This is a genomic window from Kineosporia sp. NBRC 101731 (assembly GCF_030269305.1).
Lineage (GTDB): Bacteria > Actinomycetota > Actinomycetes > Actinomycetales > Kineosporiaceae > Kineosporia.
The window spans coordinates 1,240,248-1,254,778 of record NZ_BSTC01000001.1 but is presented as its reverse complement, the minus strand read 5'-3'; the positions used below and the strand labels follow the sequence as shown (position 1 = coordinate 1,254,778).

The following is a 14,531-nucleotide window of genomic DNA, read 5'->3' as shown; positions in this document are numbered from 1 at the left end:
GGGTTCAGTGATCCGGAGCCTGCGGGTTGTGCGGTGTTCACCCAGGCTTCAGCCGGTCGTACGCCTGCAACACACGGATCGAGGTAGCGAAGTCACCGTGCCGGGTCTCGTCCTGACGCCGCAGGGCGGTGAAAGTTCCGATCAGATGCGTGAGTTCAACCCGGTCGAAACCGAGTAGCACGGCGTGGGCGGCATCCAGCTCGGCCCGGGCCGTGGCGATGCGGACCGGATCCAGCTCCTGCGAAACCTCCACACCGGCCTCTTCCAGCTCAGCCACCAGCCCGGACAGGTGCGGCGCCCACACCACGGCCCGCGCGAAACGTTCCAGCACCCAGTCGGCGATGGTTCCCTCGCCCCAGGGGCACGGCCGGTCGTAGGCCTCCGGCGGGGGCACCGGAACCTGCTCCAGCTTGAAGAAGTTCACGTTGGCCCCGGCGTGCTTCTGCCGCAGCAGGTAGTCCACGGGCAGGGTGGACAGCGCGGCCAGCAGCAACGGCAGCCGCTGCGCCGAGATCAGCGGCAGCGAGTTGCCGACCGCGACCACCGGCAGCGGAGCCGGCAGCAGGGTGCGCGGCGCGACCGTGGTGGAGACGTTGCGGTAGCCGGCCAGCCAGCCGCGGTCGCACAGGTCGCCGTAGCGTTCCTGCACGAGCTCCCGGGGCACCCAGTAGCGCGGGGCCGTGGCCGTGCCGCCGTTCGGGTCGAGCATGGCGCAGTGCTTGGCCTCCCACAGCGGCACCAGCCCTTCGCCCGGCCCGGAGCGGAAGTGCCGGGCGTCCCGCGTCATGTGCAGGGGCGTGACCAGCCGCAGTTTCCAGGGATCGTCGCTGGTGGTGCCGCCCGCCGGGTCCCGGCGCAGCAGCACCGGGGTGCGGCGGTGCGCCCGGGTGACGATGGTGGCGTCGATGGAGGACGCGAACAACGGTGCGGTGCCGCTGTTCGGGTTGAGCACGCGCAACAGATGGGCGGGCAGTTGCCAGGCCCGCTCCCCCGGCGGCTGGTCCGGCCCGGCCAGTCCGACAGCCACCTCGGCGCTGACATCGGTGTGAACGGCCGAAGGCCCACCGGCCAGCTCCACCACAGCCACCCCGACCCGCCCACTGACCCCGGCGAAGATCGGTCCGCGCGGCTCGATCAGGTGCAGCCGGTCGAGTGCCCCGGCGGCACACAGTGCCTCGAGCAGACGGGCGGCCGACCGGTCGGACGCGATACCGGCGGGAACCAGCAGGGCGGCGCGGCCGTGCGGCGCGAGCAGCCGCCAGCAGGTCTCGACGAAGGGCAGGTAGGCGTTGAGCTCGCCGGCCCCGGTCAGGGGATGACGCCCCGCGTCGCGCAGGGCGCGGGCGGTACCGGCGCGGTGGTCGCGCAGCCCGGTGGGGATCGAGCCGCCCCAGTCGCGGGCGTGCACCTTGAGCCGCTCCCAGGGCGGGTTGGCCACCACCACGTCGAAGCCGCCCCGCCACCCGGTGACCGGTTCCGGCTCGGCCCCCTCGACGTCGAGCACCGCCGGGAACGCTGTGTGCCAGGTGAGCCCGGCCCCGGCTGCCTCCTGGTTCGGAGTACCACCGGAAAGCCCGTCACCGGAAAGAATCTGGTGCTCCAGCTCGGCCGGATCGGTCGGCCGCCCGGCCAGGCTGAGGTCGGCCGCGAGCGCGGACCGGCACAGGCTCACCGCGACCGGGTCGGCGTCGACGCCGTGCAGGGCACCGAGGACCTCTTGCGGTGGCACCCCGAGCGACAGCAGCCGGCCCAGCGCGGCGCGCAGCAGATTGCCCGCGCCACAGGCCGGGTCGACGATGGTGGGCAGCCGGCCGTCGCCGGGCAGAGCCGGGATCGCCCGCCGGGCCAGGGAGTCCGCGTACACCGACGGAGTGCTGAACGCCCCGCGGTGCCGGCGCTCGGCGTTGCCGACGGGATGCAGGGTCAGCGCCCCGCCGACCGTGGCCGGCACGTAGAGCAGCAGCGCGTCGTAGCCGGTGGCCAGGGCCCCGACGCTGACCAGATCTTCTGCCTCCCAGGCATTCTCGACCGCACGCAGAACGGCCTGATCCCGCCACAGCTGAGGGTCGAGATCGTCGGGGACGGTCATCTCGGCCGCCGCGGCCAGCACCAGGCCCGCCGGACCGGCCAGTTTATGCATGATCACGAACCAGGTCTGTCAATCATCTCGTCGCCCCGGGCGTCGGCCGCCCGGTCCATCACGGCTTCCAGGCCCTCGCCGTCGCGGTACGCCTGCCAGGCGGCGAGCGCATCGTGGGCGGTGGGCACGGCACCGGCGGTGTCCAGGTCGGCGATCGGGATCCAGGCGGCCTCGTCGGTGGAGCCGTCCACCTCCATCACCTGGGGCTCCTGGTCGAACGGCACCGATCCGGCGTAGATCAGGCGCAGGGCGTGGAAATCCTCCAGGCGCCCGTGCGGACCGCGGCCGACGAAGTGCCGGCTGGAGATGTCGATGAGGGGGCCCTCGGTGTAGGGCAGCCCGGCCTCCTCGTGGATCTCTCGGCGCAGGGCCGGGCGGGGGTGCTCACCGTGGTCGATACCGCCGCCGGGCAGGGTCCAGGTGCTCTCGCTGCCCGCCAGCCGGCTCAGCAGCATCTGCGGGCCACCGTCGGCCTTCTCGTTCACCAGCACCGCGTAGGCGGCGGGGCGCTGCACGAAGGCGGGCACCTCGTCGAGGCTCGGGACCGGGACCGCGAGAGAGGCCGGGTCGAGCGGCGGGTCGAGCAGATCGGGGCCGCCGGTCAGCAGCAGCGTCTCGTCCGAGGAGTTCCCCTCCAGCAGGGGAGCCAGGAACCGGGACAGCGGCAGACCCACCAGTTCGCCGGGAGCCATGAACCGCCCGACGAACTGCGCGACCGGCCGGTCGGGGTCGGGCGTCACGACGAGGGCCACGGGAGCGGGCAGTTCGTCCGAGGGATCCAGGGCCGCCGGGTCCTCCCCCAGCAGCCGGTCACCCTGCTCGGAGGGGCTGCGCCGATCGACCGCCGGGCGGCCGGGGCCGGGGATCCCGGCCGGTGTGCCGTACAGCGTGACGTCGAACAGCAGGCGCAGGGTGTGCACGCTGATGCCTTCGTCGGGCAGTTCGACCACGTCGGCGCCCGCGTCGCGCGGGGTGATGCTGGCGGCCCGCAGACCGGTCTGCTCCAGCAGCCCGGCCCGCACCCGGTCGCGCGGGTGCTCGCCGTGTCGCACCACACCTCCGGGCAGCGACCAGCGCCCCGCCGGATCACCACCGGCGGGGACACGCAGTAACAACAGAGCCCCTGATCCGTCGTTGACCACGCCGTAGGCCGCGGTCCGCTGCACCGGACGGAGTGGGGGACGCATAGATTCGGCAGACGGCACCGTATGACGCTACCGCCCACCGGCCCGAGAAGTTGGACAGACGTCCCACCCGAATCACCCGGAACGGTCATCTGCCCTATCCTGCGGGGATGTCCGGCCGTCAGGTTGTGCGCCGTCCTTATGCGATGGCCCTGAGTCTCTACCGTCGTCTTCCCCGCTTCCTCCGCCTGTGGATCATCCGCCGGGTCGCCCCGGGCCACACGGTCGGTGCCCTGGCGTTGATCGAGCACGAGGGCACCCTGCTGATGCTGAAACAGCGGCACCGCCGGGGCTGGACCTTCCCGGGCGGTCTGCTGAACCGGGGCGAGAACGCGTCCTCCGCGGTGGTGCGCGAGGTCGAGGAGGAGACCGGGCTGCGGGTCGAGGTCGGCCTGCCGTTCTCCACCGTGGTCGAGCCCAGCTCCCGCCGCGTCGACGTCCTGTTCTGGGTGCGCGTCGCCGAGCCGTTCCCGGTCGAGGCCTCCGGCGAGGCGCTGGAGTCCGGCTGGATCCGCTTCGACGAGCTGACCGACCCGGAGACCACCGACGACCCCACCCGCACCGCTGTCGCCGAGCTGATCCGTTTCCAGGCGTCCACCCCGCACGAAGGCCGCACGCTCGGTGCCTAGCCTTCCTGATCACCCCAGTCATGACAGCCACAACGGCATGGCCGGCATCGTGCTCGCCGCCGGTGAGGGCACGCGCCTGCGCCCCCTCACCGAGCTGCGCCCCAAGCCGCTGTGCCCCGTCGGCAACATCGCCCTGCTCGACCAGGCTCTGTCCCGCCTCGCGCCGCTGACCGGGAACGGCCCGGCCAACCTGGCGGTGAACGTCTTCCACCACGCCGGGCAGATCCAGGCGCACGTCGGAGACCGGGCTCACCTCTCGGTCGAAGCCCCGGAATCCCTCGGCACCGCGGGCGGTGTGGCCCACCTCAAACCCTGGCTGGACGGGCGCCACGCCCTGGTGACCAACGCCGACCAGTACCTGCCGGACGGCCTGAAGGGTTTCGCGGACGGCTGGGACGGCGAGCGCTGCCGTCTGCTGTGTGCCCCCGCCACCACCCGGCGCGACTTCACCACTCCCGACGGCACGGCGGTCTGTTACGTCGGGGCCTGCCTGCTGCCGTGGGACCTGGTGAAGAACCTCGAGGTGGAGATCACCGGCCTGTACGAGGTGCTGTGGCGGCAGGAGATGGAGAAGGACCGCCTCGACCTGTTCGTGCTGCCGGAGAACACGGTGGCCATCGACTGCGGCACCCCGGCCGACTACCTGGCGGCCAATCTGCACGCGTCGCACGGTGCGAGCGTCATCGGTGAGGGCGCGCAGGTGCTGGGCACCGTGACGAGCTCGGTGGTCTGGCCGGGCGCCTACGTCGGGCCCGACGAGGTGCTGGAACGGCAGATCCGCGCCGGGACCCGCGAACTGAGCGTGACAGTTGCGGGCTGATCGACGTCCTCTGTTCTCGGCTTTCGTCGCTGGTCGGGATGGCGATGGTTACTCTCCATCGCCGCCCGGACACGCGATCGGGGGATGCCAAGCTCCGACGGCACGACTAATGTCGCGACGGTGACCACCCTTGCGGCCTCCTCGCAGTCACCGGTGCTGATCACCGGCGCTGCGGGCACCATCGGCCGGATGGTGCGTCCCCGCCTGGCCTCCCTGGGCTGGGAACTGCACTCGCTCGACCGCGAACCCGACGGCGACCCGGACATCAGCAGCATCGACGTGCTCGACAGTGCCGCGCTCGACGCCGCCACGGTGGGCTGCGGGGCGGTGATCCACCTGGCCGGTATCCCGCACGAAGCGCCACTCCCGCAGATCCTCGAGGCCAACGTGCAGGGCACGCAGGCCGTGCTCGACGCCGCGCTGCGCCGGGGCATCCAGCGCGTGGTGCTGGCGAGCAGTTGCCACGCGGTGGGTTTCTGGGAGCGCACCGCCGGCGGCAGTGACCTCGGCGTCGACGTGCGGCCCCGTCCCGACACCTTCTACGGCGTGGCCAAGGTCGCGCTGGAGGCGCTCGGCCAGCTCTACTCCGACCGGTTCGGGCTGGAGGTGGTGTCGCTGCGCATCGGCGCCTGCAAGGAGAAGCCGGCCAACCGCCGCGAGCTGTCCACCTGGCTGAGCCCCGGCGACGCGGCCCGGCTGATGGACGCGAGCCTGCGCGGCCCGGTGCGCGGTCACGTGATCGCCTACGGCGTCTCGGCGAATACGCGCGGCTGGTGGGACCTTTCCACCGCGCGGGCGATGGGTTACCAGCCGCAGGACGACTCCGAGGCCTTCGCCGAGGAGATCCCCCCGGAGACCAGCCGCCGTTCCCGTACCGGCGAGCAGCCGCCACCCGCACCCGAGCGCGTCGGTGGTCCGTTCACCTCGCTGCCGCTGGGTGGCTTGACCCGTTCTTTCCAGAACTGAAGTGAGGACGTCGGTGAGCCTCCCGGGGGAGACTCACCGACGTCCTCACTGAGGTTCTACTCCCACTCGATGGTGCCCGGGGGCTTGCTCGTCACGTCGAGCACCACCCGGTTGACGCCGTCCACCTCGTTGGTGATCCGCGTCGAGATCCGCGCCAGCAGTTCGTAGGGCACGCGGGTCCAGTCGGCGGTCATCGCGTCTTCGCTGGACACCGGCCGCAGCACGATCGGGTGGCCGTAGGTGCGGCCGTCGCCCTGCACACCGACCGAGCGCACGTCGGCCAGCAGAACCACCGGGCACTGCCAGATCTCGCGGTCGAGACCGGCCGCCGTGAGCTCGGCGCGCACGATGGCGTCGGCCTGGCGCAGCGTGTCGAGACGCTCCTTGGTGACCTCACCGACGATGCGGATCGCCAGGCCGGGGCCCGGGAAGGGCTGACGCTGCACGATCTCCTCGGGCAGGCCGAGCTGGGCGCCGACGGCGCGAACCTCGTCCTTGAACAGCGTGCGCAGCGGCTCGACCAGGTCGAACTGCAGGTCGTCGGGCAGACCGCCGACGTTGTGGTGGCTCTTGATGTTGGCCGTGCCGGTACCGCCGCCCGACTCCACCACGTCGGGGTAGAGCGTGCCCTGCACGAGGAACTTGACGTCTTCGCCGTCGCTCTCGTGGGCCTCTTCGACCACCTCACGGGCGGCGTCTTCGAAGACCCGGATGAACTCCCGGCCGATGATCTTGCGCTTCTCCTCCGGGTCGCTGACCCCGGTGAGCGCGGTCTGGAAGCGCTCGACCGCGTCGACGACCTTGAGCTTCACGCCGGTGGCGGCGACGAAGTCCTGCTCGACCTGCTCGGCCTCGCCCGAACGCAGCAGCCCGTGGTCGACGAACACGCAGGTCAGCTGGTCACCGACGGCCCGCTGCACGAGTGCGGCGGCGACGGCCGAGTCCACGCCGCCCGAGAGCGCGCAGATCACCTTGCCGTCACCGATCTGCGCCTTGATGCGCGCGACCTGCTCGTCGATGACGTTGCCCGTGGTCCAGTCGCCGGGCAGACCGGCGCCGGTGTAGAGGAAGTTGGTGAGCACCGTCTGACCGAACGTGGAGTGCTTGACCTCCGGGTGCCACTGCACGCCGTAGAAGGCCTTCTCCTTGTTCTCGAAGGCGGCCACCGGGGCACCGGACGACTCGGCGAGCACGTCGAAGCCGGGAGGTGCGGTGTGCACGGCGTCGCCGTGGCTCATCCACACCGACTGGTCGGCGGGAGTGCCGTGCAGCAGCGTGGACTCCTCGGTGGTGCTGACCTTCGTACCGCCGTATTCACGCAGGCCCGTGTGGGCCACCTCGCCGCCGAGCGCCAGGGCCATCGCCTGGAAGCCGTAGCAGATGCCCAGCACGGGCACCCCGGCCTCGAACAGGGACGGGTCGACCTGCGGGGCGCCCTCTTCGTAGACGCTGCTCGGGCCGCCGGACAGCACGATGGCCGCCGGGTCCTTCTTCAGCATGTCGGCGATCGGCATCGAGGAGGGCACGATCTCGGAGTACACGTTGGCCTCGCGCACACGGCGCGCGATCAGCTGGGCGTACTGCGCGCCGAAGTCGACGACCAGGACAGGCCGGTGGTCGGTCGCGGGAACGGACTCGGGTTGACTCACCCGGACAAGGATAGGGCCGGTTCAGGACTGCTTCTGAACGGCGTCGGGCCGGGGCTTCCTCTCCACCACGGCGCCGACCATCGGCTGCACCCGGCCGGTCACCCAGCGCTCGGCGACGAACGACATCACCGGGACGGTCCCGGCCAGAACCACCAGGATCGTGCTGCCGAGGGGCAGGCGCGTGCGCATCCACAGGTCCACGGCCACGATCACGTAGATCAGGTAGAGCCAGCCGTGGATCATCGGGATCAGGTGGCCGCTGCCCGGGATCACCGCGCTCAGGCCCTCGTTCGAGAACCAGGACAGATCGGTGTTCCGCATCTGGAAGCCCTGCATGACGATGTGCAGCGTCAGCAGCAGCAGGAAGACACCGGTGGCGTAGGCCAGCACCCGGTACCTCAGCAGGGCGTTCTTCAGGGACTGTCCGCGGTTCGGGCCGGCCATGAGGAGGTTCCTTCGTCTAGGAGTTCGTTGTCTGCGTTGTCTTCGTCGTCTGCGTCGTCTTCGTTGTCCTGGCCGGGCAGCAGACCTCGGTGGTCGTCGCGCACCAGCCGGAACCAGAACAGCAGGGCGATCACGGCGAAGGCCCACCACTGGATCGCGTAGGACAGATTGCCCCAGTCCAGCTGGCCGTCCGAGGAGGGCGGGGGCACGGGGGTGATCTGCGTGGCCGGGGCCGGGGTCTGGCTGTCGAGCACGACGAAACCGGTGATCATCGGCTGCGGCCAGAGCGCGGCGAGCTGGGCCGCGGCGACCCGGTCGATCTGGCCCTCCGGCAGCCCGGACGTCTCCCCCGGCTGACGCACCGACGGCGGCTCACTGGGCTGCAGCAGACCGACGACGGTGACCTGGGTGTCGCTGTCGGGTGCGGCGGCCGCCGCATCGTCCGGGCCGGCCACCCAGCCGCGCACCACCGGGACCGTGGTGCCGTCCTCGGTGATCAGCGGCGTCACCACCCACAGGCCGGTCCGGCCGTCCTGCTCGCGATCGGGCGACAGCAGCTGGTTCTCGCCGCTCCAGTGTCCCGACGCCGTGACCTTCGCGTTGACCGCGTCGCGCTGGAAGGTCTGGCTGGGCTTCAGCACGCTCTCCAGCGGCACGGTCTTCGACGACTTCTGCGCCAGCTCGGCCTGCTGGGCCGAATCGCCGTGCTCACGGGCGCGCTCGAGCTGCCACTCGCCGAGCTTGGCCATCAGGGTGGCAGCGAGCAGCATGACCACCAGGAGCGCCAGCCATCGCGGCTTCAGCGCGGTACGAAGCACCCGGTAAAGGTAACGCGGTGCACCGGTGGGCCCGGAAACTGGGGTGCGGTCGACCCTGTTGCCTCCGTACCTTCCTGAAGAGTGATCACGCTCCCGGATCCGGTACCGCCCCGGCCGTCCATCACCTCGCCCACCGTCTACATCCTCTCGATGGCCCGGCTCCAGTGGCGCACCCTGGCCGGGGGCGCCCTGCTGGGTGTGTTCTGGATGGGGTGTCAGGCCGCGATCCCGCTGGTGGTCGGCAACACCGTCGACGCCGGGCTGGTCGCGCGGGACTCCTCCGCCCTGGTCACCGGATGTCTGGTGCTGGTGGGGCTGGCGCTCGCCTCGGCCCTCTCCGGCATGATGCGGCACCGGTTCGCCGTGTCGAACTGGCTGCTGGGCGCGCTGCGCAGTCAGCACCTGGTCGGGCACCACGTGGCCGACCACGGTCTGGCCGTCTCCGGCAAGGTCACCACCGGTGAGGTGGTGCAGGCCGTGAGCACCGACGGCCCGCGCTTCGCCGACCTGATGGACATCACCGCGCGAGGCACAGGCACCGTCGTCGCCTTCGGCGCCGTGGCGATCTATCTGCTCCGGATCGACCTGGCCATCGGGCTGTTCGTGGTGATCGGGATGCCGCTGCTGGCGGCCGGGCTGATCGTGCTGATCCAGCCGCTGCAGACCCGGCAGACCCGGCACCGGGCCCGCGAGGGCGACCTCACCTCGCTGGGCGCCGACACCGTGGCCGGGCTGCGGGTGCTGCGGGGCATCGGTGGGGAGGACCAGTTCACGGCCCGCTACGCCGAGCACAGCCAGGAGGTGCGGCGGGCCGGGGTCCGGGTGGCCGGCCTGCAGGCGCTGCTCGACGCCGCGCACGTCCTGCTGCCCGGCGCGTTCCTGACCGGGCTGACCTGGCTGGCCGGGCACGGGGTGGTGGAGGGCCGCCTCAGCGTGGGCGACCTGGTCACGGTGTATGCCGTCACCGCGTTCCTCCAGCTGCCGCTCCAGACGTCCACCGAGGTGCTGTCCCGGTGGGTGCGGGCCCGGGTGGCGGCGGAGCGGCTGATCGCGGTGCTGGGCCGCCGCGTCCCCACCTCGGCGACCACCCACCTACCGGAGCCCGGCAGTGTCCTCCATGACCCTTCGTCCGGGCTGACCGTGCCGGTGGGATCCCTGACCGCGCTGGTCAGCGCCCGGCCGGAGACCGGGATCGAGATCGCCGACCGGCTCGCGGCCCTCACCCCCGGCGCCCGGCTGGGTGACGTGCCCCTCGAGCACCTGCCCGCCGACCGGGTGCGCCGGCGGGTGGTGCTGAGTGAGGCCGAGCCCCGGCTGTTCACCGGCACGCTGCGCGAGCAGATCGACCCGCTGGGCCGGCACACCGACGAGGAGGTGCTCGGGGCGGTGCACACGGCCGACGCCTTCGACGTGCTGACCGGGCTGCCCGAAGGGCTGGACGCGCCGGTCGCCGAGCGTGGGCGCGACTTCTCGGGCGGGCAACGGCAGCGGCTCGCCCTGGCGCGGGCCCTGCTGATGGCCGCCCACCCCGATGTGGAGGTGCTGGTGCTGGTCGAGCCGACCTCGGCGGTCGACGCGCACACCGAGGCCCGGATCGCCGACCGGCTGCACGCTTCTCGTTCGGGGAGAACAACTTTGGTCGTTTCGTCCAGTCCGCTGGTGCTCGATCGGTGCGATCGGGTCGCCTTTCTCGATGAAGGACGCGTGGGTGCGTCGGGCACGCACCGGTCCCTTCTGTCGTCGTCACCCAGATATCGAGAAGTCGTGGTGCGTAGCGAAGCTGCCGTTGAGGCCGCGGTTGAGGAGAGCCGACGATGAGCGCCCTGCTGCCGATCGCCCCGCGGGAACGGGTGCGCCAAGAGACCACCCGGCTGCTGCGCCGGCACCGCCGGGCCTTCGCCTTCTCGGTCACCGCACACGGTGCCGCGGCCGTCGTCGCGCTGGCCGGCCCGGCGCTGCTCGGCCGCCTGGTGCAGGACTTCACCGACGGCTCGGCCACCGGCTCGTCCGTGAATCACGCGGTGTCGCTGCTGGCCGTCGCCGTTCTCGTCCAGGCCGGTCTGGCCTGGTACGCCAACCGCAGCTCCCTGGTGCTCGGCGAGCGGGTGTTCGCGGAGATGCGGGAGGACTTCCTGCGGGAGGTCACCCGGCTGCCGTTGTCCGTGGTCGAGCGGGCCGGCAGCGGCGACCTGATCTCACGTACCACCAACGACGTCGAGGCCGTCAGTCACAGCGTGCGGTACGCCGTGCCGAACGTGGTGGTCGGTGTGATCTCCCTGATCGTCACCCTGACCGCGATCCTCGTGACCTCGCCACTGGTCGGGGTGGCCGCGCTGACCGGGGCCTTCTTCATCGTGCCGACGACGCGCTGGTACCTGCGCCGGGCCCGCGACGGCTATCTGGCCGAGATGGCCGCCTACGCCCGGCTGGACGGCACGGTGAGCGAAACCCTCGACGGGGCGCGCACCGTCGCCGCCCTGCGGCTCGGTGAGCGGCGCCGGCAGCGGGTGGACGACGACCTGCGCGAGGTCTACCGCGCGGAGCGCTACACGTTGTCGCTGCGCACCGTGTGGTCACCGCTGGTCGAGTTCGGCTACATCATCCCGACCGCCGCCGTGCTCGCCTGGGGCGGCTGGCTGACCCTCACCGGCCGGGCCTCGGCCGGTGAGGTCACCACGGTGGTGCTGTACGTGTCCCAGCTGATGGGCCCGCTCGACCTGATCCTGGAGTGGACGGACGAACTACAGATCGGCGGCGCCTCCCTCGCCCGCATCATCGGCATCGGGCAGGTACCGGACGACCGCACCGTCTCGGCCTCCGCCGGTGATCTCCCGGACGGCTCCCGCGCCGTTGCGGCCCGCGACGTGCGCTACGCCTATCGCGGTGACCTGGACGTGCTGCACGGCGTCTCCCTGACCCTGCGACCCGGCGAGCGGCTGGCCGTGGTCGGGCCGAGCGGGGCCGGGAAGTCAACGCTCGGAAGGCTTCTGGCCGGCATCCACCCGCCGAGGACGGGTTCGGTGACGGTGCACGCAGACGAAGGAGCGGGCACAGGCACCGGCGAAGACACAGGCGCGGGTGCAGGCTCCAACCCCGGCTCCGGCTCCGGCTCCGGCTCCGGCTCCGGCTCCGGCTCCGGCTCCGGCTCCGGCATCAGCCTGGTAGATCTGCCGCTGCCGGACCTGCGGCAACAGGTTGCACTGGTGACGCAGGAACAGCACGTCTTCGTCGGGACCCTGGCGGACAACCTGCGCCTGGCCCGGGCCGACTCCACGGACGCGGAACTGACGCGCGCTCTCGATGCTGTCGATGCTCTGCCCTGGGTCCTGACACTGCCGCAAGGTCTTTCCACGGTCGTCGGGTCGGGCGGGCACAGCCTCACCCCGAGCCAGGCCCAGCAGGTCGCCCTCGCCCGGCTGGTGCTGTCCGACCCTCACACCCTGGTGCTGGACGAGGCCACGTCACTGCTCGACCCCCGCGCCGCCCGTCACCTGGAACGCTCGCTGTCGGCCGTACTCGCGGGACGCACGGTGGTGGCGGTCGCCCACCGTCTGCACACCGCCCACGACGCCGACCGGGTGGCCGTGGTCGAGGGCGGGCAGATCACCGAGCTGGGAACCCATGACGAGCTGCTGCAGCACGGCGGCTCGTACGCGGCTCTGTGGCGGTCGTGGCAGGAGGGCTAGTCATTCAGCCGAGCGAGCGAATCTGCTGTCCAGCTCAGCCGGGCCGGCCCACCGTCGGACACGGTGACCCCGCCGTCCTCCCACGTGATGACCACCTCCGAGTACTCGTCGAACGGATCGCCGGAGGAGTACATCCGGCCTGGATTGCCTTCCTGCCACACCGTCACCACGTCATAGCCGGGCACCAGGAGAAGCTCGGGAGAATGGATCCGCTGCACGCAGAAACCGTTCCCGCAGGACTCCTGCGCCACCCGCTCGAACACGTTCAGGCCCCCGTTGACGAACCGGCCACCCAGGATGACCAGCACCGTACCGACCGCAGCCCCGACCGCGACCGGCCACCGGCGACGCGACCGCAACGAGGCCGCGGACCGGGGATTCGCAGCGAAAGTCTCCATACCGAAAACATATTCACGGCCGTACCCGGCGTCGTCACGCCGCCGACGGATACCGGGACGTCTCGGCCGTACGACGATCGAATGATGCCTGGCTACACCTGCGTCTCGGCCAGAGGCCGTACTACCCACCGCCGCGGCGGGCGCGACCTTCACGAGGCCACTGGACATAGCCGGGCCTGCAGTCATCGAGTCATCGAGCCATCACGTCATGGAGTCACCGCCGACGACGTACCGAATGTGGCCTGGTCCGCGGCCCCCCGGCCGCTGGCCCAGCCCATCCGATCACCCACCCGGATGCTGCGCCCTCTCGTGACGCTGGGGAACAACTCCTCGAAACGATCCTCCACATCCTGCTGCCGGCTGGCCAGCACCGGCAGCAACCGATCGTCGCCGAGTTCGGCCCGCGCGGCCTCGGTCTGCTCCTGCGTGATCTCGGTCAGGCGCTCACCGATCCGGAACGCGTAAGCCGCCAGGAACGACTGCCGGAATGTCTTGCTCCGCGCCCTGCCCCCGGCCTCCTCTATACGACCTGCGCGAGTCATCGCCATCGTCGCCTGCACGAGCAACGACGTGAACAGCGCCTCGACCGCTTCCACATCAGCGGCGAACCCGATCACCGTGCAGAACCCGATATTTTTCGTCCACACCGACCGGCATCGATTCGCTTGCGCGACCGCATTCAGCAGAACGGTTTTCGACTGCTCGTAGGGCGGGTCGATCCAGATACGCCGAGTCGCGGGGCGTTCCCCCCGCACCTGATCACCACCCGCCTGAACCATGGCCATGTCAATGCTGTGGCGGGCCATCCGCTCCTGTGCACCGGCGGTGAAAGCCTCCGCCTCCGCCTCCGACGTGGTCGCCTCAGCCTTCGCCAGTAACGCCCGGATGCGGCTCAGCACCCGTTCGTCCACCTGCGGGGGTGGCGTGGGCCGATCTCCGGCCAGGGGCCGGTACTCCCCCGGTGGCGGCCCGACCCGCTCCAGCCCGGGCAACATGAGAAGAAACCCGACCAGTTCCAGCAACTCCGGCGCGAAGGTCACCCATCCGTCCCGCTCGAGGTGTGCCTGCACAGCGGTACTACCGGCCGGCCACCAGGGCACGACCTCGAACTCGGCCACCTGCTCGTGCCAGCGAGGATCGACCGTCACCCCCGCATAGCCGGCCAGCTGTTCACTCACCGCCTCGGCCGCCAGCGCAGCCCGCCCAGGGCCCAGACGCCTCCCGGCATATCGCACGACATCGGCCGGCTCCCACCCCCTCGACCAGGCCTGCCCGATCGCGAACGGCAACCGGATCATCAGGTCGCGCGCCACGAACGTTCGCCAGCCCCTCAGGTCCGGCCTCTCGGCAAGCGCTGTGGAGAGCTCCTCGAACGCACCTCGGTTCCCCACTCCGACCGTCGACATCGCCGCCTGAAGCAGGATTTCGAGCATCTGCTCGTGCGGGAGATCGGCATCTCGCATGCCCGCTAGCGCCCTGAAGACGGCCCGCTCAGCGGAGTCATCTCGTCGGCGGTCTCTGCTACCCATACCGACACCCTAGGTCGACAAGCCGTCGCCCCGAACGCCGACTGGGTGGCTGTGGATGAAAAGCACTTTCCACAGGTCACCGTTCCCAAGAGTCGACCGCATCCCTCCCTCCAGAATCGCGCCGCCCCACAGAGCACAGCACACTCATTCCCATTGCAGGTAGCAGCATTTCAATGAACCACCTCTCGACAGGGAGCGAACTCGAAGCCCCAGAAGTCCGAAAAATGGGCTAATATTCGAACAGGTGTTCGAACGATGGCGCGGGGGT

The 14,531-nt window shown here is 70.9% G+C and carries 12 protein-coding genes; 5 read left to right on the top strand and 7 right to left on the bottom strand.

Going from position 1 to position 14,531, the window contains the following annotated elements; all coding sequences use genetic code 11:
- Nucleotides 1–37: 37 nt before the first annotated feature.
- A complete protein-coding gene (locus QSK05_RS05565; protein ID WP_285595174.1) occupies nt 38–2,140 on the bottom strand; it encodes an Eco57I restriction-modification methylase domain-containing protein in 2,103 nt (700 codons plus the stop codon).
- A gap of 2 nt (nt 2,141–2,142) precedes the next feature.
- Entirely contained in the window at nt 2,143–3,306 is a 1,164-nt protein-coding gene (locus QSK05_RS05560) for an NUDIX domain-containing protein (RefSeq protein ID WP_285594534.1), read from the bottom strand.
- Between the two features lie 128 nt (nt 3,307–3,434).
- Between QSK05_RS05560 and QSK05_RS05555 the strand changes: the two genes are divergently transcribed.
- The 3 genes from QSK05_RS05555 (at nt 3,435) to QSK05_RS05545 (ending at nt 5,739) form a co-directional block, all read left to right on the top strand.
- On the top strand, nt 3,435–3,953 hold the full coding sequence (locus tag QSK05_RS05555) for an NUDIX domain-containing protein (protein ID WP_285594532.1): 519 nt from the start codon (nt 3,435–3,437) through the stop codon (nt 3,951–3,953).
- Nucleotides 3,954–3,990: 37 nt separating this feature from the next.
- Nucleotides 3,991–4,773 (top strand): nucleotidyltransferase family protein, encoded by a 783-nt coding sequence (locus QSK05_RS05550; RefSeq protein WP_285594530.1) that lies wholly within the window; start codon nt 3,991–3,993, stop codon nt 4,771–4,773.
- Nucleotides 4,774–4,893: 120 nt separating this feature from the next.
- Entirely contained in the window at nt 4,894–5,739 is an 846-nt protein-coding gene (locus tag QSK05_RS05545; protein ID WP_285594527.1) for an NAD-dependent epimerase/dehydratase family protein, read from the top strand.
- A gap of 56 nt (nt 5,740–5,795) precedes the next feature.
- On the opposite strand, the gene guaA is transcribed toward QSK05_RS05545, so the two are convergent.
- The 3 genes from guaA to QSK05_RS05530 are packed head-to-tail and all read right to left on the bottom strand — an operon-like array spanning nt 5,796 to nt 8,650.
- A complete protein-coding gene (guaA, locus tag QSK05_RS05540) occupies nt 5,796–7,388 on the bottom strand; it encodes a glutamine-hydrolyzing GMP synthase (protein ID WP_285594525.1) in 1,593 nt (530 codons plus the stop codon).
- A 21-nt stretch (nt 7,389–7,409) separates the two neighbouring features.
- Nucleotides 7,410–7,832, bottom strand: coding sequence for a DUF3817 domain-containing protein (locus QSK05_RS05535; RefSeq protein ID WP_285594523.1), 423 nt, complete (start codon nt 7,830–7,832; stop codon nt 7,410–7,412).
- Entirely contained in the window at nt 7,802–8,650 is an 849-nt protein-coding gene (locus tag QSK05_RS05530) for an SURF1 family protein (RefSeq protein WP_285594521.1), read from the bottom strand. The genes QSK05_RS05535 and QSK05_RS05530 overlap by 31 nt, the downstream gene beginning before the upstream one ends.
- 81 nt (nt 8,651–8,731) lie before the next feature.
- Here QSK05_RS05530 and QSK05_RS05525 point away from each other — a divergent pair, with 81 nt between their 5' ends.
- Both QSK05_RS05525 and QSK05_RS05520 read left to right on the top strand, forming a co-directional pair.
- Entirely contained in the window at nt 8,732–10,468 is a 1,737-nt protein-coding gene (locus QSK05_RS05525) for an ABC transporter transmembrane domain-containing protein (RefSeq protein ID WP_285594519.1), read from the top strand.
- Nucleotides 10,465–12,336 carry an ABC transporter ATP-binding protein gene (locus QSK05_RS05520; RefSeq protein ID WP_285594517.1) on the top strand — a complete coding sequence of 624 codons (1,872 nt, stop codon included), beginning with the start codon at nt 10,465–10,467 and terminating at the stop codon, nt 12,334–12,336. The genes QSK05_RS05525 and QSK05_RS05520 overlap by 4 nt, the downstream gene beginning before the upstream one ends.
- Here QSK05_RS05520 and QSK05_RS05515 read toward each other — a convergent pair.
- Both QSK05_RS05515 and QSK05_RS05510 read right to left on the bottom strand, forming a co-directional pair.
- Nucleotides 12,333–12,734 (bottom strand): hypothetical protein, encoded by a 402-nt coding sequence (locus tag QSK05_RS05515; RefSeq protein ID WP_285594515.1) that lies wholly within the window; start codon nt 12,732–12,734, stop codon nt 12,333–12,335. The two genes, QSK05_RS05520 and QSK05_RS05515, sit on opposite strands and share 4 nt — an antisense overlap.
- Before the next feature lie 206 nt (nt 12,735–12,940).
- Nucleotides 12,941–14,197 (bottom strand): DUF2786 domain-containing protein, encoded by a 1,257-nt coding sequence (locus QSK05_RS05510; protein ID WP_285594513.1) that lies wholly within the window; start codon nt 14,195–14,197, stop codon nt 12,941–12,943.
- Nucleotides 14,198–14,531 lie beyond the last annotated feature (334 nt).